This is a genomic window from Cohnella xylanilytica (assembly GCF_014212175.1).
In the GTDB taxonomy this organism is placed as follows: domain Bacteria; phylum Bacillota; class Bacilli; order Paenibacillales; family Paenibacillaceae; genus Cohnella; species Cohnella xylanilytica.
The window spans coordinates 35,851-57,052 of sequence record NZ_JACJVR010000044.1 but is presented as its reverse complement, the minus strand read 5'-3'; the positions used below and the strand labels follow the sequence as shown (position 1 = coordinate 57,052).

Here is a 21,202-nt window from a genome sequence, read left to right as displayed (position 1 = left end):
CCGCGACTTCATGAGAACGATGCTGGAAGTGAACGATCTGAGCGTCTCGTTCGACGTCTATGGAGGGGAAGTGCAAGCGGTCCGGGGCGTCAGCTTCTCCGTGAAGGAAGGAGAGGCGGTCGCGATCGTCGGAGAGTCCGGCTCGGGCAAGAGCGTGACGGCGCAGACGATCATGCGGCTCATCTCGACTCCGCCCGGCAGAATCAAGCAGGGGTCCGTCCGGTTCGACGGACAGGAGCTGCTCTCCTTGCCGGAGAAGGAGATGCAGCGGGTGCGGGGCAATCAGATTGGCATGATTTTCCAGGATCCGATGACGTCGCTCAACCCGACGATGACGATCGGCATGCAGATTATGGAAGGCCTGATGAAGCATCAGAAAATGAGCCGATCGGACGCCAAGAAGCGGGCGATCGAGCTGCTGACGATGGTCGGCATCCCGAATCCCGAATCGCGAATCTCGCAGTACCCCCATCACTTCTCCGGAGGCATGCGGCAGAGGGCGATGATCGCGATCGCGCTCTCGTGCAACCCGGCCCTCCTCATCGCGGACGAGCCGACGACGGCTCTCGACGTGACGATCCAGGCTCAGATCCTTCGTCTGATGAAGAACCTGCAGAAGCAGACCGGCACCTCGATCATTCTCATTACGCACGATCTCGGAATCGTCGCGGACATGTGCGATCGCGTCATCGTGATGTACGCCGGACAGATCATCGAGACGGGGACGAAGCGGGAGATCTTCCGCAACCCGCAGCATCCGTACACGAAGGGGCTGCTGAAGTCGCTGCCCCGGCTGGACCAGTCGAAGAACGAGCCGCTCGTTCCGATCCACGGGACGCCGCCGGATCTGATTCAGCCCCCGCAGGGCTGCGGCTTCTGCAGCCGGTGCGACTATGCCATGCGAATCTGCCAGACGGAAGTCCCCGAGTTCACCCGGCTCAGCGACACCCAGCAGGTCCGGTGCTGGCTTCAGCAATCGCAGGGCGGAATCCGGGGCGGCAAGGGGGCGAGCGCATGAGCGAGGCATTCGTGGAGATTCAGGGGCTGCGCAAGTACTTTAACGTTGGCAAAAACCGCGTCCTGAAGGCGGTTAACGATATCAGCTTCACGATCGCGAAGGGAGAGACGCTCGGGCTGGTCGGCGAGTCCGGCTGCGGCAAGTCGACGGCCGGGCGCACGATCACCCGCCTGTACGAGCCGACGTCCGGCCGGGTATCTCTGAGCGGCGTCGACGTGACGAAGCTGTCGAAATCCCAGCTCAAGGCGTATCGGCGGCGGATGCAGATGATTTTCCAGGACCCGTACGCTTCGCTTAATCCGCGCATGACGATACTGGACATTATCGGGGAAGCGCTCGATATCCACGGCCTCGCCCCCAGCCGGGCGCACCGCAAGCGTCGCGTGGAGGAGCTGCTCGAGCTGGTCGGACTGAACGCCGAGCATGCTTCGCGGTATCCGCACGAATTCTCGGGTGGACAGCGGCAGCGGATCGGCATTACGAGGGCGCTCGCCGTCGAGCCGGAATTCATCGTGTGCGACGAGCCGATCTCCGCGCTGGACGTGTCGATTCAGGCTCAGATCATCAATCTGCTGATCGACCTCCAGAAGAGGATGGGCTTCACGTACCTGTTCATCGCCCACGATCTGTCGATGGTCAAGTACATGAGCGACCGCGTCGCGGTCATGTACCTCGGCAAGATCGTGGAGCTCGCGCGAAGCGAGGATCTGTACGACCGTCCGCATCATCCGTACACGAAGGCGCTGCTGTCCGCGATTCCCGTGCCCGATCCGGACCTGGAGGAGCGGAAGGAGCGGATCGTCCTGTCCGGCGATCTGCCGAGCCCCGTTAATCCGCCTAGCGGCTGTCCGTTCCGGACCCGCTGTCCGATCGCGACGGGACGGTGCGCCGAAGAGGAGCCCGCGTTCCGCGAGGTGCGGCCGGGGCAATGGGCGTCGTGCCATTACGCCTGACCTGGAACGGCGATCCCGACAAGCGAATCATCCATCCGCAGCCCGGCGCCCGCAGGCGCCGGGCTGTTCGCGTCCCGCAAGGTCAAATCGTGTTCCCACCCTTTTTGTGATAGAATGTCGTTGGATAGTTTCCGGCCGCGGGCCGAGAAGGAGTGAACGTTGGGATTGGGACAATATCGTCTTCTGGCACTGGATTTGGACGGCACGACGTTGAACGACCGAAGCGAGATCAGCCCGGCGAACGAGGAATGGATCCGGAAGGCGGCAGACGCGGGGATCACCGTCTGCATTTCGACCGGAAGGGGCTTCCAGAGCGCCCTGCCGTTCGCGGAGCAGCTCGGGCTCGAGACGCCTATGATCACCGTGAACGGCGGAGAGATCTGGTCGCGGCCTCATTCGTTACATAGCCGCACGACGCTTCCGGCCGAGACGGTCATGAAGCTTCACCGGGTGGCGGAGGCGCATCCGGAAGCCTGGTTCTGGGCTTACTCGACGCAGGATATATACAATAAGGAGAGATGGGCGGGGGATACGTACGCCCTCGAATGGCTGAAGTTCGGCTATTATACGGAGGATCTGGACGATCTGAAGGCCATCCTCGACGAGATCCGGGAATGGGAAGGGCTCGAGCTCAGCAATTCTTCTCCTTATAATATCGAGATCAATCCGAGCGGCGTCTCCAAGGCGGCGGCGATCGAAGAGGTATGCCGGATGATCGGCTGCCGCATGGAAGAGGCGGTCGCCGTGGGCGACAGCCTGAACGATCTGGCCGCGATCAAGGCGGTCGGGCTCGGCGTCGCGATGGGCAACGCGCAGGACGAGGTCAAGGCGGCGGCGGACGCCGTCACCGGAACGAATCTCGAGGACGGAGTGGCGGACGTCATCCGCCAATATCTCTTAAAGTAAGGGCGTGAGACGACTATGGACATCGTCGGATGGGTAATTATCGTCGCCCTGTTCGTCGTGGGCATGGCCGGCGCGGTCTATCCGATCCTGCCGGGAGCTCTGGCGATTTACGCGGCGTTCTTCGTGTACGGGCTGTTCTTCTCGTTCGAGCCGTTCGGCTTCTGGTTCTGGGCGTTCCAGACGCTCATCGTGGTCGTCCTGTTCGTGGCGGATTACGTCGTGAACGCGTGGGGCGTCAAGAAGTTCGGAGGCTCGAAGGCGTCCGTCGTCGGGAGCACGATCGGCATTCTGATCGGCCCGTTCGTCATTCCGGCGTTCGGGCTGCTGATCGGCCCGTTCGCGGGGGCGGTGCTGGGCGAACTCGTCCACGGCTCGTCCATGGAGCGTTCGCTCAAGGTCGGCTGGGGAGCGATGGTCGGCTTGTTCACGAGCACGTTCGTCAAGGTCGTGCTGCAGCTCGCGATGATCGTGATTTTCGTCATATGGTTGATTTAACGGATACGGCGAGGAGAGAGCGGGATTGATCAAGGTTACGGTATGGAATGAATTCAAGCACGAGCAGGTCCACGAGGAAGTGCGCAAGGTGTACCCGGACGGCCTGCACAAGGCGATCGCGGACGGCCTGGAGCAGGAGGGAGGCTTCGCCGTCCGGACGGCCACGCTGCCGGAGCCGGAGCACGGGCTGACCGAGCAGGCGCTGGCCGACACGGACGTTCTCGTCTGGTGGGGGCACATGGCCCACGAGGAGGTGGCCGACGAGATCGTGGAGCGCGTCCATCGCCGGGTGATGGAGGGAATGGGGCTGATCGTGCTGCATTCGGGCCATTTCTCGAAAATTTTCAAAAAGCTGATGGGAACGTCCTGCGACCTCAAGTGGAGGGAAGCGAACGAGAAGGAGCGCGTCTGGGTCGTCGATCCGGCCCATCCGATCGCGGCGGGGCTGCCCGAATACTTCGAGCTGAAGCCGGAGGAGATGTACGGCGAGCACTTCGACATTCCGGCGCCGGACGAGCTCGTGTTCGTCAGCTGGTTCGAAGGCGGAGAAGTGTTCCGCAGCGGCTGCACGTACCATCGCGGGCAAGGGAAGGTGTTCTACTTCCGTCCCGGCCACGAGACGTATCCGACCTATTATCACCCTCTCGTCCGCCGCGTCATCGCGAACGGCGTCCGCTGGGCGGCTCCGTCCGGAGCGGCCAAGCCGGTGCGCGGCAACCATCAACCGTTGGAAAAGTTGGGATGATTCGCAGCCATGGTAAAGAAAGATTCGCTCGTTAAAGGAACGATCATCCTGGCCGCCGCGGCCATGGTAGCCCGCGTGCTCGGCATCTTCCAGCGCGTGCCGCTTCAGCACGCGATGAATAACGAAGGGAACAGCGCCTTCGGACAAGCCAACAACGTCTACCTGCTGCTGCTCGTCTTCGCGACGGCCGGCATACCGAGCGCCGTCTCGAAGATGGTGTCGGAGCGCCTGGCGCTAGGCCGGGAGGAGGAGGTCAACCTCATCTACCGCGCCGCGCTCCGCTTCGGCGTCATCGCGGGCATCGTCATGACCGCCCTGCTGCTCGTTGCGGCTCCTTATTACGCCGATCTGTCGGGCGTCCCGCAGTCGACGCTGGCGATCCGGGCGATCGCGCCGTCCCTGCTCCTCTTCCCGATCATCGCGATGATGCGGGGCTACTTCCAAGGGCGCCAATTCATGATCGCGGGCGGCGTCTCGCAGATTGTCGAGCAGATCGCCCGCGTCGTGACCGCGGTCGCGCTGCTGTACGCCCTGCAGGCTTGGGGCTACGGAGACACGGTCATGGCCGCGGGCGGCGCCTTCGGCAGCGTGCTCGGCAGCATCGCCGCCTTCGGCACGATGCTCTGGTTCGCCTACAAGCTGAGGCGAAGCGACCGGGCGGCGGCCGGGGGGCGAACTGCGGCGGCCGAGCGGCCGGCCGTCAAGCCGGGAGACCCTCCCGTGCTCGCGAAGCCGCGGGACATTTACTCGGCGATTTTCCGCATCTCGATTCCGATCCTGCTGACGGCGATGACGGTGCAATTGATCTATCTAATCGATTCTACCCTTCTCGTCCCGTTGTCCGAGTGGAGATTCGAGACCGCCGATATCGAAATGTGGCACGCCGTGCTCACGAACAACGCCCAGTCGATCGCCGGCATTCCGCCGGTGCTCGCCATCGCCCTCAGCGCGTCGATACTTCCGGTCATCTCCTCCGCGTTCGCCGCGGGGGATACGGAGCGGGTGCGGCGCCAAGGGACGCTGGCGATGCGCATCGCCGTCTTCTCCGGCATGCCGGTCGTGCTGCTGCTGTCGGTCGGCGCCCAGGCGGTGAACGGGCTGCTGTTCAAAACCGACGCAGGCAGCGCCATCGTCGGCATGCTGACGGCCGGCACGATTTTCCAGATTACGATGATGACGTCGAATTCGATTCTGAACGGGCTCGGCCGCCAACGCGTCGGCATGGCCCATACGCTGACCGGCATCGGCATCAAGCTTGCGCTCAGCCTCGCGCTGACGCCGTTCTTCGGCGTCTACGGCCTCGTGGCGGCGACGAGCGTCTGCTTCGTCTTCGTCACCGTCTGGAACATGGCGACGATCCGCAAGCTGACCGGCGTCAAGGTGCTCGGAGACCGCTGGCCGGGCTTCGCGGCGACGGTGCTGCTCGTGGCCGCCGCCGGCGGGGCCGTCGCGTATTACGGCCTCGAATGGTTCGCTCCGGCCGGCTGGAAGTGGCCGTACTTCTTCACGACCGTTCTTCTCGGCGCGATGGTCTGCGTCGCGTATCCGGTGCTGCTCTTCTTGTTCCGGGCCATGCGGGCCGAAGACGTGGAGAGCTACCCGGCGAAGCTTCGCAAGTTGCTTCGTCCGTTCGCCAAGCTGCAGAGCCGCGCCAGGGGTTAAGGCGGAGCGAACAGCGACTTCGCCAGCGCGGCCGCCTGCAGCTTGCGCTGGCCGAATTCGTGCTCCCGCGTCATGTCGAACAGAAGCGGAGGGCGCAGGCCCCGCATCGCATGGAACGCGGCGGACAGGTTGCGGCCGTCCAGCCAGTCCTCGTCCGGTACCGGCCCGAGCGGCCGATCGTCCCAAGCGTCTTCGAGCCTTGGGCTGTACCATAGATTCTCGATCGCCTCGCGACCGGCGGAGCGGCCCGAACTTCCGGGCCCTTCGCCGGTTTTTGCCGTATCGGCGGTCGCCGCGAACCTTCCGGGCCAGTAGTCGGCTCTGGACCCGCTGTGCGGAACCGCCTCGGCGAAGGCGATCGCTCCCTGCAGCACCTTCGGGTAGCCGTAGAGCATCGCGTACAGGCTTTTGCCGAAGGCGATTCTCTCCTTCAGGTCGGCGAACCGCTCCAAGATCCGGCCGGCGAGAGGAGGAGGGTCGGCCGCTTCTCCCCGGCGGTCTCCAGCTCGCCATGGCCGATCATCGGCTTGTCCCGGCCGATCTGCCGCTGGCTCCGGGGAATCTCCCGCCGTTCCCTTCTCTGCCGGCTCCCCCGGTCTCGCTCCTCCGGGCACGCCCAGCGGGAAGACGATCTGGTTCAACTGAAGCGCGGTCTGCCCCAGCAGCGCGATGGATCGCAAGACCGTCTCGCTGTACGCCGGATCCTGCACCACCTTCCGTTCGACGACGTGCTGCTCGTTGACGATAAGCGCGACGGTCAGCGTGGCCGAGTCCCGATCGATCCAGAATCGCTCCCAGAACGGCGCCATGAACGCGGACACGCCGAACGCCGGAAGGAGGGAGAACCGGCTCTCCCCGCATCGCCGGCTCTCGGCGTACAGCTTCAATTGGGGATAGGCGTCCCGGAAAATCAACGCGTTGCAAGACTCCAGCATGTCGAACAGAGTGTCGCGGGTCGGCCGATCGAGCAGCTTCGGGAGCCATTCGCCCTTCAGATCGGTCATCGCCCATCCGCCGTTGCGGGAGACGAGGTGGGCGAGCAGCGCCCAATGCAGCTCCGGCCACTCCCGGAACATCTCCCAATAGGCGGCCGTCCTCGTCACGTTGTTGCGGTTCAGCCGCTCCGTCTCCTCGCGGATTCGCCGGACGAGCTCCGCGATCCCCGTCCGAAGCGACGAGAAGTCGCCCCGGCTCCCGCGAAGGCGGAGCTTGCGCAGCTTGGCCTCCGCGCCGCGAATCGTCTCGCGGCTCGTCCGCAGCCCTCTTCTCGGGCGGGCCAGCCTGCGCGAGCCGCGCCAAGCGGCGGCTTTGGCGCCGATTCCCTCGGCGAGCTCCCTCCCGAGCCGGCTCCATGTCTGCCGGCTTCGTAATTTTTCCTTCATTTTCAGCACCTTCGGCTCTATAAGTTCGGTTACTGGAAGGATTTCCATATTGGACGTCGAACTATCCTTACGCCGGACGCGAATTCATCGCTTACGACGCCACTATGGGGAAGGGACGGAAGGGGATAGCGGAAATGATAAGAAAAGGTTGGAAAAGAGCCGGCTTGGCGCTCGGCGCCCTGCTGCTCGCGGTATTGGTCGGCTGTCAGGCGGTCGGAGGATTCAGCCTCGACGACATGATCCTGAAGCAGCTCGACGTGAAGTCCTCGGAGTCGAGCGGCACGTTCGAGATCGCGCTGGATTGGGACGACGCAGCGCTGGCTCAGGAGGAACCGAAGGTCGCGGCCGCGATCGAGTGGTTCCGCAAGATTCAGGTGCGAATCGACCGTTCGGCGTCCGACGAAGACGGCAACGCGTACGTCTCCGGCGCGCTGGCGCTTAGCAAGGGAGAGATTCCGTTCACGCTGCAGACGGACAAGGACACCGTTCTGCTCGACGTGGCCGGCGCCAAGCGGCCTCTCGTTCTCGATATGTCGTTCGACGGCATGATGCCGGGTCTAGGGGGAACGGGCGGAGAGAACTCCGGCGCGTTCGAGGACGCGATCTTGAAGCTCGTTGGCGAAGCGGGCTCGTATCTGGTCGGGCACCTGCCGAATCCGCCGACCGTGAAGGTCGACCTGCTCGCGTCGGAGCCGATCCGCGGCGTGCCGACCGACGTGACGAAGGTGCACGCCGAATTGAACGGCAAGGAGCTGGGCGAGCTGATTCCCGCCTATCTCGACGCGCTCGTCAAGGACGAAGCGGGCTTGCGCCAGCTGCTCGGCAGCATCGTCAAATGGGCGGCGGAGCTTCCGCCCGAGCTGCAGGAAGCGTTCGGGATGGAGGCCGAAGATTGGGCCCCGACCGAGCAAGAGCTGAACGAGACCGTCCAGGAGATTCTCGATTCGTTCAAGGAAGCTCAAGAGGAGCTGGCGGCGGCGAAGAAGGACGAGAGCTGGAACGATATTTTCAACGAGGGCATCCAGTTCAAGACGGACCTGTACGTCGACCGTTCGATGCACATTCGCAAGACGAACTCGGAGCTGACGCTCTCGGCCGAGCTCTTCAAGGATTCGGGCATTCCGCTTAAAGGCGTGACGATCCGCAGCTCCGAGGAGATCTGGAACGTCAACGGCGACGTAAGCGTCCCGGCGATCCAGAAGCCGTTCAACGCGTACGACCTTGAAGACCTCGTAGAGTTGAAGCCGTTCCAGGCGGTCAAGCTGTTCGACGAGAATTCGGTCATTTATCAGCTGCTGAAGAAGGATCTCCAGATCGACGACCAGGAGTTCCTCCTCAGCCCGGATTGGGGCGTTCCGTACGTGGAGACCGAGGACGGGGACGTCTACCTGCCGATCCGCGAGACGATCGAACAGCTGGGCGGGCAATTCCTCGAATACGACCCGGCGACCAAGGGGATTCGCTTCTACGACGAAGCGACCCGGCAGACGCTGGAACTCAAGGTAGGCTCGGCGAACCTGCTCGTGAACGATAAGCCCGTCGCCTGGACGAATGCGGTCGAAGGCGTCGACGGGCTGGCGTACGCGGAAGCCGACGACCTGCTCGGAACGCTGCATGCCAAGTATAGCGTCGTGGAAGACGAATACGGCGACTATCTCGTCGTCAGCCGCGACCTGTAACCCTCTCTTGTGGGGAACGCGGCGAAGGCGTATAATGTCGGATAAAATGATCGACCCGCTCGCCGCGGGTTCCCGGGAGGTCTTGAGGATGGAGAAGATTCGCGACGAAGCCGAATTCCGGCGCAAGGTCGGAGAGAGCGGCTTGACGGTAGCGGTGTTCAAGACGACATGGTGCAAGGACTGCCACTTCATCGATCCGTTCATGCCGGAGGTGGAAGCGGCTTACGCCGACCGCCTTACTCTGATCGAGGTGGACCGGGACGACTTGCCGGATCTGTGCTCGGAGCTTAACATTCTCGGCATTCCGAGCTTCATCGCGTTCCGCGACGGCAAGGAACTGGTGCGCTTCGTCAGCAAGCTGCGCAAGACGCGCGACGAGATCGAGCAGTTCCTGGACCGCGCCGTCGAAGTATCGCGCGCGATCGCTCCGACCGCGTAAGCGGCGATCCCCCGATCCGCCGGAGGCTGAGCTTCCCGCGGGTCGGGGGATTTCTTTTTCCTGCGGCGGGCGGGCGATTATCGCCGCTGCCTTCGGAAATCCGTTTGTTGTGATTTTGTGACAGGCGGCGCGGGCGGGCGCGTCGGTTGTTCACAGTTTCAACATGGTATTGCGTTGGCGGGTCCGGTATAATGGGGGTGGCCATCTTTGAGCCTACTTTCACAATAGAAACTGGGGATGGGCATGACCGCTAAGCGTTATCGATTGTTGACTTTATGGACTTGCATCGGCATGTTCCTCGTGCTGATCGTCGGAGTCGTCGTCACGAACACGGAGTCCGGACGCGGCTGCGGCACCGATTGGCCCCTGTGCAACGGCAAGTTCGTTCCCGCTTATACGTTAGAATCGATGGTCGAATATTCCCATCGGGCCGTCAGCGGCATCGAAGGGCTGCTCGTCGGAGCCGTGTTCATCGTGACGCTCCTGATGAAGCCGAGCAGCAAGGAGGCGGCTATCTACGCCAGCGGCGCCCTGCTGTTCACCGTCGCCCAGGCGCTCCTGGGGGCGGCGGCCGTCATCTGGCCGACATCCGACGCCGTGCTGGCGATTCACTTCGGCATCTCGATGATCGCGTTCTCCTTCACCTGGCTGCTCGACGCCTGGGCGAAGAGACGCGCGGATGCGGTCCGCTCGGGGGAAGAGGCCGACATCCGAATCGGCAAAGCCGCGCAAGCCCAAGCCGCCAGCACAGCCAACAGAGCCAACAGAGCCAACAGAGCCAACAGAGGCAGCATGGCCAAAGCCGCCAACGCGGCCCCATCCGCCAAGGCAGCCCGCGCAGGCTCGCCAACCCGGACGGCGGCCGCGCCGATCCCCGTCGCCTTGTTCCGTGCGACCGTCGCCGTTATCGTCTACTGCTACGCCGTCGTCTACCTGGGCGCCTACGTTCGCCACACCGACTCGGCGGGCGGCTGCATCGGCTGGCCGCTGTGCAACGGCAAGTTCGTGCCGGAGCTGAACGGCGCGACGGGCATCGTCTTCGCGCACCGTCTCGCGGGCGCCCTGCTGTTCGTCCTGATTGTGCTGCTCTACTTCTACGTCCGCCGGGCGGCATGGAGAACCCGCGAGCTGGGCGGCCTCGCGAACGTCTCGCTCCTGCTCGTGCTCGCGCAGATTCTGAGCGGATGGCTGCTCACGGCGACGTTGGAATACCATGACGTGTACGTCTTCACCAGCCTGCTTCACACGATCATCATTACCGCGCTGTTCAGCTCGCTATGCCTGCTGGCGATCCGAGCCTGGCAGCTGTCTCGCCGCTAAAGCCACAGGAGGGGAACCATGAGCTTCTCATCGCTTCGTCCGTATCTGGAAATGCTTCGCAAGGAGAACGATCTGGCGATTATCGACGCGCCGGTCGATCCCGCGCTCGAGATCGCCGAGATTCACCGCCGGGTCATCGATGAAGGAGGCCCGGCTTTGCTGTTCACGAACGTCAAGGGGAGCCCGTTCCCGGTCGTCACGAACCTGTTCGGCACGAGCCGCCGCGTCGACCTGGCGTTCGGGCCCCGTCCCGAGCAGCTGGCGAAGCGTCTCGTCGGCGCCATGGATACGCTGCTCCCGCCGACGCCTTCGGCGCTGTGGCGCGAGAAGGACATGCTGCTCGACCTGGTCAAGGTCGGCATGAAGAAGACGTCGCCCGCGTCGGCTCCCGTCCTCGGCGTCGCGAAGCGCGAGCGGCCGCTGGCGGGGCTGCCCGCCTTGACGAGCTGGCAGGAGGACGGCGGCCCCTTCATCACGCTGCCGCTCGTCTATACCGAGCAGCCGGGGCACGGGAAGCGCCACAATCTCGGCATGTACCGGATGCAGGTGTTCGACGACAGCACGACGGGCATGCACTGGCAGATTCACAAGGGCGGAGGCTTCCACTACCACGAGGCGGAGAAAAGAGGAGAAGCTCTTCCGGTCACCGTCTTCCTGGGCGGACCGCCGGCGTTGATCGCGTCGGCGATCGCACCCGTCCCGGAGAACGTGCCGGAGCTGCTGCTCACCTCGCTGATCCTGGGAGGCAAGCTGCCGATGGTCGAGGATCCGCTCGGCGGGCACCGCATTCCGGCCGAAGCCGAATTCGCCATCTCGGGCAAGGTGCCTCCGCACCTTCGCCGGCCGGAAGGGCCGTTCGGGGATCATTACGGCTATTATTCGCTTCAGCATGATTTTCCCGTGTTCAATGTCGACCACGTCTGGCACCGCAAGGACGCCATCTATCCGGCGACGATCGTGGGCAAGCCCCGCCAGGAGGACTACTACCTCGGCGAGTTCCTGCAGCGGCTGCTGTCTCCGGCGTTCCCGATGGCGCTGCCGGGCGTTCGCAGCCTGTGGACGTACGCGGAGACGGGCTTCCACGCGCTGACGGCGGCCGTCGTCCGGGAGAGCTATTCGCGGGAAGCGCTCGGCACCGCCTTCAGCATTCTCGGGCAAGGCCAGTTGACGCTGACCAAGTTCCTTCTGCTTACGGACCGCCCGGCGGAGCTTGAGCACTTCGCTCCGGTGCTGGAGACGGTGCTGGAGAGGTTCGACCCGAAGCGCGACCTGTTCGTGTTCGACCATACGTCGCACGATACGCTGGATTATACCGGCAAGCGGCTCAATCACGGGAGCAAGGCGGTTCTGCTCGGAGTCGGAGAACCGGTCCGCGCTCTCCCCGCCGAATATTCGGAAGGGGACATGCCGGATATCGCGAGAATCAAGCCGTACTGCCGGGGCTGCCTGGTCGTGCAGGGAGCGTCTTACGAGAAGGATCCGCGCCTGGCGGAGAGGCTGTCGGTTCATCTGGCCGAACGCGGCACCGAGTGGCCGCTCGTCATCTTGGCCGACGACGCCGACATCGCGGACGGGCAGACGCCGTTCCTGTGGACGACGTTCACCCGGTTCAATCCGGCCCACGACATCTACGCGGTCAGCGAGACGTCGCGCCACCATATCGGCTACGGCCTGCCTCTCGTGATCGACGCCCGGATGAAGCCCGGCTATCCGGACGAGCTGTTCCCGCGCGAAGATGTCGTCGAGCTGGTCGACCGGCGTTGGCGCGAATATTTCAAATCCTGAGCGGGCGCGTCGCGGCCGCCAGAACGAAGAGAAGCCTGAATCCGTTCGACGGATCAGGCTTCTTCTGCGCTTTTGCCGCTTAGGCTCAACGCTCGGACTGGTTCGTCCGCCCTTGTCCTTGCTCGTTCTCGAATACTTCCGCGGCTTCTTCCGCGGAGAATTCCGTATCGTCTTCGCCCGGCGCGGGCATCTGGTTCAGCTTCGTGGATTGCACTTCCGCTTTGGTCGGTTGATCGTTCGCAGGGGTCACGCTGCCACCTCCTTCCGCTACAGAACAACAGCCCTTATTTTGCCAATTGATAGGTGCATTTATTCAAGCGATTCCGCTGACCGAACCGTCCGCTCCCAAACCGCTCCCAAGCCGCCTCCTGCCGCCTCCAATCCCGTCTCCAAAGCGCCTCCAATCCCGTCTCCAAGCCGCCTCACGCCCTTCCAGCCGTTCCTCCGCCTCGTTCCTTCCGGCTCCCCTCAAGCCTTCCGGTTGAGCGGGGAGGCGGGATTGCGTTACAATGGAAGAATGGACGGCACCGCGCCCCGGTTGAAAGGCGAACGAGCCGATCCGACGGAGAGGCAGGAGGAACGGAATGCTGCGATCGATATTCGGCGAACCGCCCCGCGAATGGCAAGGGCCGCTTCAAGATACGGTTCAGACGATCGAGAGATTCGCCCGCCTTATGCGCGACAAGGGGCGCGGAGAGGCCGGCAGCGCCGTCAAATTCCGCAAATACGCCATCTGGTCGGAAGGACTTCTCCGGTCGCTGGACGAATTGGAACAGAGCAAGTACGCGGCGGAGCGGTATGCGGCCAAGGTGGCCAAGCCGTCGGTCGACGAGATGTCTTCGGCGGAACGGCTGAACTATTACCGACACGTCTATTACGATAAGAACGCGTATATCCGGGTGTTCTCGCTGCTCGACAAGCTCGGGATGCTGCTGAACGAGACGCTCGGCCTGCGGACGGAGAGAATCAAGTCGCGGTTCTCTTACTTCACGGTTCTTCGGGGCATGCGCGGCAGCGAACGCCACGCCCGCCTGGCCGAAGCGTTGAACGAGTGGAAGGAGAGGCACCAGGACGCGATGAACCGGCTGCGGAAGCGGCGCAACATGGAGATTCACCACATGAACGCGGAGTTCCAGGACGATCTGCTGCACAGCTTGAACCCGGACACGGGATCCGCTCATCTGGAGAATATCGCCGCCAACATGAACGATCTGGAAGAGGGCTGGGAGATGGCATGGCGAACTCTCGACCTCTCGTTCCGTTATTTATTGAAGCAAGGATCGCAGATGGCTTGACGGCCGCATGGGGGAAAGGGGCGGACAGCGGACTTGATGCTTGAGGGGAGAACGGCGCTCGTAACGGGAAGCGCGAAGGGGTTAGGCCGGAGAACGGCGCTGGAGCTGGCCCGTCTCGGCTGCGACGTGGCGATCAATTACGTGAGCAGCCGGGCGGAGGCGGAGTCGGCCGTCCGGGAGATACGGGCTCTGGGACGCGAAGCCGTCGCGATCGGGGCGGATATCTCGAAGGCGGAGGAGGCGCGGCGCCTCGTCGACGAGACGGAGGAGAAGCTGGGCGGCGTCGACATTCTGATCAACAACGCCGGCCCGTTCATCCGGGAGAGGAAGCTGTTCGCCGATTACTCGGCGGAGGAGATCCACTATCTGATGAACGGGAACCTCGTCGGCACGATGCTGCTCGACCATCGCGTCCTTCCGGGCATGCGGGAGCGGCAGTGGGGCCGGATCGTCCACTTCGGGTTCGGCCATGCGGCGGAGGCGCGCTCCTGGCCGCAGCGCGCGGTGTACGCGGCGGCGAAGGTGGGGCTCGTCTCGTTTACGAAGACGCTGGCCGTCGAGGAAGCGGCGAACGGGATCACCGTGAATATGATTTGCCCGGGAGACATCCGGGGCGAATACAAGGAGAAGGGAATCGCCGAGGTGGACGGCGTCCGGGACGAGGAAGCGCCCCGCGGCCGGCCCGGAACCGGCGAAGACGTAGCCCGGGTCATCGGCTTCCTTTGTTTGCCGGAGTCGGATTTCGTCACGGGGAACACCATAGAAGTATCGGGCGGTCTGGACCCGATCGTGACGTACGTGAAGCGAAGCTGATTAGGCAGGCGAGTCAGAGTCGAGAGCTCTAACTCGATTCCAAAGTCCTTTTTGCGCCATTATCTAGGCGAATCGGGCCGCCGAGCTCCGTTAGAACGATGATCGGGCATCGGTACGTTGGAGGACACAGGCTCGAGGTTCCCGGGAATCGACGGGGAATAACTAAAGGCCCTGCCGCGCGGCTTCCCGCGAGACAGGGCCCTCTTCGCCGGCCTTCCCGGCCGGTTCGGGTGTATGGCTAACTTGGAACGAACCGATTAGAACACTTGAACGACTTCCTGGATCCCTTCCACTTCTTCCAACAGCGCGCGCTCGATACCGGCCTTAAGCGTAATCGTGGAGCTCGGGCAGCTGCCGCAAGCGCCCATCAGACGAAGCTTAACGATACCGTCTTCGACGTCGACCAATTCGACGTCGCCGCCGTCACGCTGCAGGAACGGGCGAAGTTTATCAAGCACCTCGAGTACTTCGTCGTACATCGCGTCTTGCGCGGTGGTCTCGCTCATCGCCATCCCCTCCTTTCATAAAGTTATTATAGTACAAATTCGGATGAAATAAAACGGACGTCCGGCAAAGAAAGGACGATAACGATATGCACATCGTGGAATTTTGCGTCAGCAACATGCATCACGGCACCGATGAAGTGCTGAAGAAGCTGGAACGGCTGCCGGACGTCGAGGTCGTCGAATACGGCTGCCTCGGCAATTGCGGCGAGTGCTACCTGTCCCCGTACGCGCTCGTGAACGGAGAATCGGTCGTCGCCGAGACGGCCGATTCCCTCTACGACCTGATCCTGGCCGCCATGAAGGAGCAGGAGGAGGAGCGATCCGCCCTCGACAAACTGCTGGACGACTTGTGACGAATCCTTCCCAGCTTCTCGGCCGCGGTCAGCCGAAGTGGCGGCGGCTCTTCCAGAGGACGCCGCTCTTCAGCAGGCGCGCGAGACGCCCATAGACCGGTGTGGAGCCCATCAGGCCGAAGCCGGACTTCTTGCCCAGAGAGCCCAAGGTCCCCTTCAGACGAATGCGGGACACACGAGGCTCTTTGTTGTTCCAGCGGGCGCTGATCACCTGGGCGACCTGGTGGCCCTGAGCCTGGGCCAGCTGGCCGCTCGGCGAGAAGGGCTGGCTGGAGCAATCGCCGATGACGAATACGTTCGGAACGTCCGGCAGCTCGTGGTAATCGTTGACGATCAGCCGTCCCTGCTTGTCCTTCGGATAATTCATCCGCTGCACGAGCTCGACGGGCTGGATGCCGGCCGTCCAGACGGTGACGTCGCTGAGGATCTCTTCGTTGTCGTTATAGATGACGCCGGGTTCGAGTCGAACGATATGAATCTGGGAGCGAAGCTCGACATGATGCTCCGAGAACCACGATTTGGCGAAATGCTGTAATTTCCCGGGAAATGCCGACATGAGGCTGCTTCTGTCGAGAATTCGGATGTTCAGGTCCGGACGGCTCTCGCGCAGCTCGGAAGCGACTTCAACCCCGCTCAGGCCTCCCCCGACGATGGTCACTTGCCCGTACGGCTTCGTATTGCCGAGAAGGTGGTACGTTCTTCTCGCCGCGGCCATCGTCTGGACGCCGGTGGAGTTCTCGTACGCTCCCGGGATGCCGTGGAAGTTATCGGTGCAGCCGAGCGCGATAACGAGCGAGTCGTAAGACAGCGGGTCGCGGTTGGCGAACCGGACCGACTTCTCCTCGAACGAGACGTCCGTCACTTCCCCGTAGACGACTTCGAGCTGCGGGTGGGACGGGAACGAGACGCGAATGTCCAGCTCCGAGACCGTTCCGGCCGCCAAGGCGTAGAATTCGGTCTTCAGTCCGCCGAACGGCATCCGGTCGACCAGGAAGACCCGCGCGTCCGCGGGGATATTTTCAAGCAGTTCATTGACGACGGTCAAGCCGCCGTAGCCTCCGCCTAATACAACGACGTTGCTCACAAGACATTTCTCCTTCGGTATTCATGCTTCTGATTAGTATGAACTTGTTGTGGAAAAGGACGCAAGCAAAATAGCGGCAACATCTGCCGCTATGCGGGGATCCTTCATTCGTAAACTTTGACTTCGTTGTACAGCGTGTCGCGCTCGACGGGGATGCGTCCCGCGCCTTTGATCAGCCACACGAGATCCTCGCGCGTGATCCCGGCGGGAGTCAGCGCTCCGGCCGCATGGCTGATCCGCTCGCGCACGATCGTTCCGTGGGCGTCGGAGGCGCCCATCGTCAGGGCGACCTGCGTCAGCTGCGTGCCGATGTTGATGAAGTACGCCTTGACATGCTGGAAGTTATCCAGCATCAGCCGTCCGATGGCGATCGCCTTCAGATCGTCGAAGGCGGAGTTGCGGCGACGAATGCCGGCCTTCGGGCTCGTCGGCTGCATGGACAGCGGAATGAACACCTGGAAGCCGCCCGTCTCGTCCTGCAATTCGCGCAGCTGCAGCAAGTGCTGAACCCGCTCTTCGATCGTCTCGACCGGTCCGTAGAGCATCGTCGTCGGCGTCTTCATGCCGAGCTGGTGGGCGGTGCGATGGACTTCAAGATACTGCTTGATGCCGGCCTTCTCCACGCGCATCTTGTCGCGGTACTGGTCGGACAGAATCTCCGCGCCGCCGCCCGTCAGCGATTCGAGGCCGACGGCCATGAGACGCTCCAGCACTTCGCGATAGCTGAGGCCCGAGATGCGGGAGTAGAAGTCGATCTCCGCGGCGGTGTAGGCCTTGATCGTCACCTGAGGATAACGCTCCTTCAGGGACCGGATCGATTCGACGTAATAATCGAACGTGACGTGCGGATTGTGCCCGCCGACGATGTGGAATTCGCGCGCGGTCGGCGTGATGTGCTGGTCGACGTAGGCGAACATCTCTTCCGGAGTCAGCGTGTAGGAGCCTTCTTCCCCCTGGTCCTTGCGGAAGCTGCAGAACGCGCAGTGGGATTCGCAGACGTTGGTGAAGTAGAGGCTCATCGTCTCCGTGAAATAAACCTTCTTGCCGTTCTTGCGCAGGTTGACCTCGTTGGCGAGTTGACCGATCGTCAGCAGATCGTCCGTGCGGTACAGGAAGACCCCGTCTTCGAACGTCAGGCGTTCGCCGCCGCGTACTTTATCGGCGATCTCGGCCATCCGTCTGTCGGGGTTCGCGGTAATCAAAGTCATCGTTCGCGCCTCCTTCTATGCCGATTTGATGTAGGGATGCCGTCTTCTTGTGAAAAAAGGAACTTGTTTAGTCCGAAACTGAGACGCACACCGAGCGGGTGAACAACTGTACATATTATAAACTTCTCTCTAATACCCGGCAACTGAAAATGAAAAGCAGGTATATTTTTGCTCAAAAGGGGGAATCAACTTGAATATTAAACAAATTATGGTTATGTTTATGTTGGTGTAACGTCCAAAACCGTTAAAGGGAAGGTGTTTAAGCTTGATCGACGTATTGCCGTTGTCGGAACTGGAACAGATGGACCAAGCGGACAAAGTAGCAACGCTGCAAAAATACAGAGCTGCCTATACGATCAAGGATCTGAGCCAGGCTTGGGGATTGTCGAACCCGATTCAGTACTACATGTGGCTGAAGAAGCAGCAAATTTACGAACAGCTCGTCCGCCGGGCGGACAAGTTCGAGCCGTCGAAGGAATGGAAGCGGATGAAGGAATCGGAACGCGAATCGGAGCGGATGCCGGTCAAGGGATTGCCGGCCGATCAATTCCGTTACGGGCTCGATACCGATTCGACCGGGCCGGAGCTGGCCCACGTATTCCGCAGGCTCGCCGACTTCCTGACGAACGAGACCGGCCACTTCCGATGCCGGATCGAGCTCAAGGCGCTGCCTCAGCAAGCTTCCTCCGGCGGAGAGTGGAAGGAAGAAGAGCCCGGCGCCTGACGGCGCCGGCTTTCTTTTTCCCGGTCCGATCGCTTCCTTACATATCCCTTGAGGCTTGCTCGCGCGAGGAGTATACTAGAGGCAAACGATGATTATTCGTCGCACAGCCAGAAGGAGGGACCGGACATGATTTCGATCAGCGAGACGGCAGGCGATAAGATTCAGGAGATGATCGCCGCCGAGGAGACGCCGAACCTGTTCTTGCGCATCGGAGTGCAAGAGGGCGGCTGCAGCGGTTTTTCATACGGAATGGGACTCGACGACGAACAGCACGAGGACGACCAAGTGCTGGAAGTCCAAGGCCTCAAGGTAGTCGTGGACTCGGAGAGCGCGAAGTATCTGCGCGGCCTCGAGATCGACTACAAGGAATCGGCCATGGGCGGCGGGTTCACCATTCACAACCCGAACGCCATCGCGACCTGCGGCTGCGGCTCGAGCTTCCGCACGGCGACCGACGCCGGTAAGCCGAATCCGGAGCAGTGCTAATACCGCGTCTTATCCAGGTTGAGCTCTTCGGGTAGCCTGTGCGGGAAGAGCTCGCGTGGGGGATAAACGTTCGTTGATTGGGGGTCGTTCGGGAGACTGAACGTTAACGCCCTCGATCGACGAACGTTATTTATTTTCGAATGAGGGTCAGTTCCCCCGGCTTAGGGGATAAGGGCTAATCGGGTACCGTATGCTCGGCCAAATTTTGAATCGTCGCCGCGAAATATCGGCCATGAAAAACCTGAAGCGGGGAATCAAACCACTTTACCCGATATTTGCGCTTGAGAAGAACTTGACCGGTCAACACATCGATTTTTAAAATTTCGTTCCAGCGAAGCAAATACAGCGTTCGTTCGAATACCGAACATTTAGCTAGGCTGCAATGTTGCTTAAACCTGCGGCTACATAGCAAATCCAGGTTTGGCAGCGAGAAGCACAGGACTTGGTAGCGGGTTCTGACGATGATTCTGTCCTGGCAGACGACCGGCGTCTCATTCATCGGACCCTCGTCAGCCGATTGGCCGGTTGGAAATGAAGCGCTCCTCATGAGGTTCCGATTCTGAGTATCGATCACAAGCAATTTATTCTGAATTCCAATCCAGACGCGGTCGCCGATTAACAACGGATATTCAGGAATACGATCGGGATCCTCGAGCCGTATGGGATCGATTTGCATGGTTCGCTTGAAGCCTCCTTGCGTTTCTTCCTCTTTTTTCATTATACAAGAATAATAGATTCCGTAGAGACGACGTTGTAATCTGCCTCGCTTCCTGCAGCCGGATGTCTCCCGTACGGCCGCCTCTCCCCGCCATTCGAGGATTCGGGCGATTCACGCGCGTCATTCATCCAAGAACCTGTCCTCCCGTTCGAGTATGTATAAGTATACTCTGGGAAAGGAGGCCACGCGGATGGATGTGGCGACGATATCCAACGGGCGGCAGCTGGCCAGCAAGTGGCTGAAGACGAACGCGCTGCTGTCCAACCCTTACGTAGCCCGCCACATTCCCCCTTCGCGCTTGTTCAGCCCGGCCAACCTAAGGTCGATGCTGAGCCGTCACGGAACGGTCGTCATCAAGCCGGTGCGCGGCGGCGGCGGACTGGGAGTTATGAAGATCTCCTACGCCGGCGGACGTTACAGAAGCACGTACATGTCGAAGACGAACTCGTTCGGCACGTTCTCGGGTCTGCTGTCCCACGTGAATCGGACCCGCAAGAGAAGGACTTACCTGATCCAGAAGGGGATCCATCTGGCTACGATCTCGGGCCGGCCGATCGACTATCGGGTCAAATACGTCAAGGAGAACGGAATCTGGACGTTCCGCTCGATGGTGGGAAGAGTGGCGCGCCGGGGACTGTTCGTCACTAATCTGTGCCGGGGCGGATTGCAGCTGACCGCGGCCCAAGGAATTCGGCGTTCGTTGTCGGCTCGCAGCATCGCCGCGAAGAAGCGCGAGATGAGACATTTGACGAAAGTTGCCACAAGCCTTCTGGAGAGCCGCTTCCCGGGCATCGGGCAGCTCGGCTACGATTACGGAATCGACCGGAACGGACATATATGGATTCTGGAAGTCAACACTCGACCGCAATAGTCGAGTCCATTTTACAAAATTTTCAATTAATTCGCTTAATGTCGATACGAACCGTAATCAAACATTTTTATGACACGGAATGTAACATGATCTGTGTATAACCTCATCCCCAATATCCCCCGCAAGAAAACAAGCATTTCGGGCGATATCAACAATTTGCGCACACCTTGTCCACCGGCGGCTGTGGATAAATGGAGGCTTGTCCGCGTTCTCGGACGCATGCTATGATGCCTTCAGCCGATCAATCGCTGGGAAGGGAAGAGGTATCGTGATGCTGCCGCTTCTATCGGACGAAATGCTGTTGGAAGCTTATCTGCACGCGCAACGCTTGCAATTGGAACGGGACTTCATCTATATGCTGAAGGCGGAGATCGTTCGGAGGAATCTTCTGCCGCCGGACGAGCAGGCGGGGTGATCGCCCGGCGGCCTTGTCCGATCACAGAGGCCACAGAGGGACGGCGACCGGGAAGGCCGATCCGCATTCCGGACAGGCGGCGGCATGGACGCAGCAGCCGTTCTCCTCGGACCGGCGAACGGCCGCGGAAGCGGGCGGGGAGACCGGACTGTACGGGGAGTACGGGCCATACCAGTCGTCGAGGCGTCCTTCGTCGCGCGCGGCCGCGCCGCAGCGCGCGCAGCTGGGATCGAACGAAGCGAGGGCGTTGCAGGCAGGGCACAACAAGATGGGCATCCTCCTTGGGAACGGAACTCGAGTCCGTTAGTCCCAAGATAGGATGCCCATCGTTCGTTGATCTGCGCC

At 61.7% G+C, this 21,202-nt stretch carries 24 protein-coding genes; 17 read left to right on the top strand and 7 right to left on the bottom strand.

The annotated features are described in order from the left end of the window. The first annotated feature begins 10 nt into the window (after positions 1–10). The 6 genes from H7B90_RS11425 (at position 11) to H7B90_RS11400 (ending at position 5,779) form a co-directional block, all read left to right on the top strand. Positions 11–1,018 carry an ABC transporter ATP-binding protein gene (locus H7B90_RS11425; protein ID WP_185136002.1) on the top strand — a complete coding sequence of 336 codons (1,008 nt, stop codon included), beginning with the start codon at positions 11–13 and terminating at the stop codon, positions 1,016–1,018. Beyond that, positions 1,015–1,971 (top strand): ABC transporter ATP-binding protein, encoded by a 957-nt coding sequence (locus tag H7B90_RS11420; RefSeq protein WP_185136001.1) that lies wholly within the window; start codon positions 1,015–1,017, stop codon positions 1,969–1,971. Before H7B90_RS11425 ends, H7B90_RS11420 begins: the two co-directional genes overlap by 4 nt. 165 nt (positions 1,972–2,136) lie before the next feature. Beyond that, a complete protein-coding gene (locus tag H7B90_RS11415; protein WP_185136032.1) occupies positions 2,137–2,877 on the top strand; it encodes a Cof-type HAD-IIB family hydrolase in 741 nt (246 codons plus the stop codon). Between the two features lie 15 nt (positions 2,878–2,892). Next, positions 2,893–3,372 carry a DUF456 domain-containing protein gene (locus H7B90_RS11410; RefSeq protein WP_185136000.1) on the top strand — a complete coding sequence of 160 codons (480 nt, stop codon included), beginning with the start codon at positions 2,893–2,895 and terminating at the stop codon, positions 3,370–3,372. A gap of 25 nt (positions 3,373–3,397) precedes the next feature. Beyond that, positions 3,398–4,117 carry a ThuA domain-containing protein gene (locus H7B90_RS11405; RefSeq protein ID WP_185135999.1) on the top strand — a complete coding sequence of 240 codons (720 nt, stop codon included), beginning with the start codon at positions 3,398–3,400 and terminating at the stop codon, positions 4,115–4,117. A 9-nt stretch (positions 4,118–4,126) separates the two neighbouring features. Next, entirely contained in the window at positions 4,127–5,779 is a 1,653-nt protein-coding gene (locus tag H7B90_RS11400) for a putative polysaccharide biosynthesis protein (RefSeq protein WP_185135998.1), read from the top strand. Here the strand turns inward: H7B90_RS11400 and H7B90_RS11395 are convergent. Beyond that, complete coding sequence (locus H7B90_RS11395; RefSeq protein WP_185135997.1) at positions 5,776–7,161, bottom strand: DUF2515 family protein; 1,386 nt, start codon at positions 7,159–7,161, stop codon at positions 5,776–5,778. The genes H7B90_RS11400 and H7B90_RS11395 overlap by 4 nt on opposite strands. A gap of 134 nt (positions 7,162–7,295) precedes the next feature. Here H7B90_RS11395 and H7B90_RS11390 point away from each other — a divergent pair, with 134 nt between their 5' ends. From H7B90_RS11390 to H7B90_RS11375, 4 genes are all read left to right on the top strand, one after another. Then, the gene (locus H7B90_RS11390; RefSeq protein WP_185135996.1) at positions 7,296–8,840 is read left to right on the top strand and encodes a stalk domain-containing protein; all 1,545 of its coding nucleotides are present in this window, start codon (positions 7,296–7,298) and stop codon (positions 8,838–8,840) included. Between the two features lie 88 nt (positions 8,841–8,928). Further along, complete coding sequence (locus H7B90_RS11385) at positions 8,929–9,279, top strand: thioredoxin family protein (protein ID WP_185135995.1); 351 nt, start codon at positions 8,929–8,931, stop codon at positions 9,277–9,279. Positions 9,280–9,522: 243 nt separating this feature from the next. Beyond that, the gene (locus H7B90_RS11380; RefSeq protein ID WP_185135994.1) at positions 9,523–10,599 is read left to right on the top strand and encodes a COX15/CtaA family protein; all 1,077 of its coding nucleotides are present in this window, start codon (positions 9,523–9,525) and stop codon (positions 10,597–10,599) included. Positions 10,600–10,617: 18 nt separating this feature from the next. Further along, entirely contained in the window at positions 10,618–12,384 is a 1,767-nt protein-coding gene (locus H7B90_RS11375; RefSeq protein ID WP_185135993.1) for a UbiD family decarboxylase, read from the top strand. Positions 12,385–12,469: 85 nt separating this feature from the next. Here H7B90_RS11375 and H7B90_RS11370 read toward each other — a convergent pair whose 3' ends face one another. Continuing rightward, positions 12,470–12,634: a hypothetical protein gene (locus H7B90_RS11370; protein WP_185135992.1), complete on the bottom strand. Its 165-nt coding sequence runs from the start codon at positions 12,632–12,634 to the stop codon at positions 12,470–12,472. A gap of 334 nt (positions 12,635–12,968) precedes the next feature. Here H7B90_RS11370 and H7B90_RS11365 point away from each other — a divergent pair, with 334 nt between their 5' ends. Together H7B90_RS11365 and H7B90_RS11360 are read left to right on the top strand one after the other, a co-directional pair. Further along, positions 12,969–13,679, top strand: coding sequence for a Cthe_2314 family HEPN domain-containing protein (locus H7B90_RS11365; protein WP_185135991.1), 711 nt, complete (start codon positions 12,969–12,971; stop codon positions 13,677–13,679). Between the two features lie 36 nt (positions 13,680–13,715). After that, on the top strand, positions 13,716–14,492 hold the full coding sequence (locus H7B90_RS11360; RefSeq protein ID WP_185135990.1) for an SDR family oxidoreductase: 777 nt from the start codon (positions 13,716–13,718) through the stop codon (positions 14,490–14,492). A 257-nt stretch (positions 14,493–14,749) separates the two neighbouring features. Here H7B90_RS11360 and H7B90_RS11355 read toward each other — a convergent pair whose 3' ends face one another. Next, positions 14,750–14,998 (bottom strand): NifU family protein, encoded by a 249-nt coding sequence (locus H7B90_RS11355; protein WP_185135989.1) that lies wholly within the window; start codon positions 14,996–14,998, stop codon positions 14,750–14,752. A gap of 86 nt (positions 14,999–15,084) precedes the next feature. Here H7B90_RS11355 and H7B90_RS11350 point away from each other — a divergent pair, with 86 nt between their 5' ends. Continuing rightward, on the top strand, positions 15,085–15,351 hold the full coding sequence (locus H7B90_RS11350) for a YuzB family protein (RefSeq protein ID WP_185135988.1): 267 nt from the start codon (positions 15,085–15,087) through the stop codon (positions 15,349–15,351). Between the two features lie 28 nt (positions 15,352–15,379). Here the strand turns inward: H7B90_RS11350 and H7B90_RS11345 are convergent, their stop codons facing one another. Continuing rightward, positions 15,380–16,435, bottom strand: a complete 1,056-nt coding sequence (locus H7B90_RS11345) for an NAD(P)/FAD-dependent oxidoreductase (RefSeq protein WP_185135987.1) — start codon at positions 16,433–16,435, stop codon at positions 15,380–15,382. Between the two features lie 104 nt (positions 16,436–16,539). Beyond that, positions 16,540–17,643 carry an aminofutalosine synthase MqnE gene (gene mqnE, locus H7B90_RS11340; protein WP_185135986.1) on the bottom strand — a complete coding sequence of 368 codons (1,104 nt, stop codon included), beginning with the start codon at positions 17,641–17,643 and terminating at the stop codon, positions 16,540–16,542. Between the two features lie 265 nt (positions 17,644–17,908). Between mqnE and H7B90_RS11335 the strand changes: the two genes are divergently transcribed. Then, positions 17,909–18,367, top strand: a complete 459-nt coding sequence (locus H7B90_RS11335) for a hypothetical protein (protein WP_185135985.1) — start codon at positions 17,909–17,911, stop codon at positions 18,365–18,367. A gap of 72 nt (positions 18,368–18,439) precedes the next feature. After that, the gene (erpA, locus tag H7B90_RS11330) at positions 18,440–18,853 is read left to right on the top strand and encodes an iron-sulfur cluster insertion protein ErpA (protein ID WP_281421277.1); all 414 of its coding nucleotides are present in this window, start codon (positions 18,440–18,442) and stop codon (positions 18,851–18,853) included. A 175-nt stretch (positions 18,854–19,028) separates the two neighbouring features. Here the strand turns inward: erpA and H7B90_RS11325 are convergent, their stop codons facing one another. Beyond that, complete coding sequence (locus H7B90_RS11325; RefSeq protein ID WP_185135983.1) at positions 19,029–19,529, bottom strand: hypothetical protein; 501 nt, start codon at positions 19,527–19,529, stop codon at positions 19,029–19,031. 232 nt (positions 19,530–19,761) lie between these two features. On the opposite strand from H7B90_RS11325, the gene H7B90_RS11320 reads away from it, so the two are divergent. Both H7B90_RS11320 and sda read left to right on the top strand, forming a co-directional pair. Further along, a complete protein-coding gene (locus H7B90_RS11320; RefSeq protein WP_185135982.1) occupies positions 19,762–20,442 on the top strand; it encodes a YheC/YheD family protein in 681 nt (226 codons plus the stop codon). A gap of 271 nt (positions 20,443–20,713) precedes the next feature. After that, positions 20,714–20,857 carry a sporulation histidine kinase inhibitor Sda gene (gene sda, locus H7B90_RS11315; protein ID WP_212959401.1) on the top strand — a complete coding sequence of 48 codons (144 nt, stop codon included), beginning with the start codon at positions 20,714–20,716 and terminating at the stop codon, positions 20,855–20,857. Positions 20,858–20,878: 21 nt separating this feature from the next. On the opposite strand, the gene H7B90_RS11310 is transcribed toward sda, so the two are convergent. Continuing rightward, complete coding sequence (locus H7B90_RS11310; RefSeq protein WP_185135981.1) at positions 20,879–21,124, bottom strand: hypothetical protein; 246 nt, start codon at positions 21,122–21,124, stop codon at positions 20,879–20,881. Between the last annotated feature and the right edge of the window lie 78 nt (positions 21,125–21,202).

Coding starts and splice junctions, on each gene's coding strand:
- H7B90_RS11425 (WP_185136002.1), top strand. CDS start 11: ATGAGAACGATGCTGGAAGTGAACGATCTGAGCGTCTCGTTCGACGTC.
- H7B90_RS11420 (WP_185136001.1), top strand. CDS start 1,015: ATGAGCGAGGCATTCGTGGAGATTCAGGGGCTGCGCAAGTACTTTAAC.
- H7B90_RS11410 (WP_185136000.1), top strand. CDS start 2,893: ATGGACATCGTCGGATGGGTAATTATCGTCGCCCTGTTCGTCGTGGGC.
- H7B90_RS11400 (WP_185135998.1), top strand. CDS start 4,127: ATGGTAAAGAAAGATTCGCTCGTTAAAGGAACGATCATCCTGGCCGCC.
- H7B90_RS11395 (WP_185135997.1), bottom strand. CDS start 7,161: ATGAAGGAAAAATTACGAAGCCGGCAGACATGGAGCCGGCTCGGGAGG.
- H7B90_RS11390 (WP_185135996.1), top strand. CDS start 7,296: ATGATAAGAAAAGGTTGGAAAAGAGCCGGCTTGGCGCTCGGCGCCCTG.
- H7B90_RS11385 (WP_185135995.1), top strand. CDS start 8,929: ATGGAGAAGATTCGCGACGAAGCCGAATTCCGGCGCAAGGTCGGAGAG.
- H7B90_RS11380 (WP_185135994.1), top strand. CDS start 9,523: ATGACCGCTAAGCGTTATCGATTGTTGACTTTATGGACTTGCATCGGC.
- H7B90_RS11375 (WP_185135993.1), top strand. CDS start 10,618: ATGAGCTTCTCATCGCTTCGTCCGTATCTGGAAATGCTTCGCAAGGAG.
- H7B90_RS11365 (WP_185135991.1), top strand. CDS start 12,969: ATGCTGCGATCGATATTCGGCGAACCGCCCCGCGAATGGCAAGGGCCG.
- H7B90_RS11360 (WP_185135990.1), top strand. CDS start 13,716: ATGCTTGAGGGGAGAACGGCGCTCGTAACGGGAAGCGCGAAGGGGTTA.
- H7B90_RS11355 (WP_185135989.1), bottom strand. CDS start 14,998: ATGAGCGAGACCACCGCGCAAGACGCGATGTACGACGAAGTACTCGAG.
- H7B90_RS11350 (WP_185135988.1), top strand. CDS start 15,085: ATGCACATCGTGGAATTTTGCGTCAGCAACATGCATCACGGCACCGAT.
- mqnE (WP_185135986.1), bottom strand. CDS start 17,643: ATGACTTTGATTACCGCGAACCCCGACAGACGGATGGCCGAGATCGCC.
- H7B90_RS11325 (WP_185135983.1), bottom strand. CDS start 19,529: ATGCAAATCGATCCCATACGGCTCGAGGATCCCGATCGTATTCCTGAA.
- H7B90_RS11320 (WP_185135982.1), top strand. CDS start 19,762: ATGGATGTGGCGACGATATCCAACGGGCGGCAGCTGGCCAGCAAGTGG.
- sda (WP_212959401.1), top strand. CDS start 20,714: ATGCTGCCGCTTCTATCGGACGAAATGCTGTTGGAAGCTTATCTGCAC.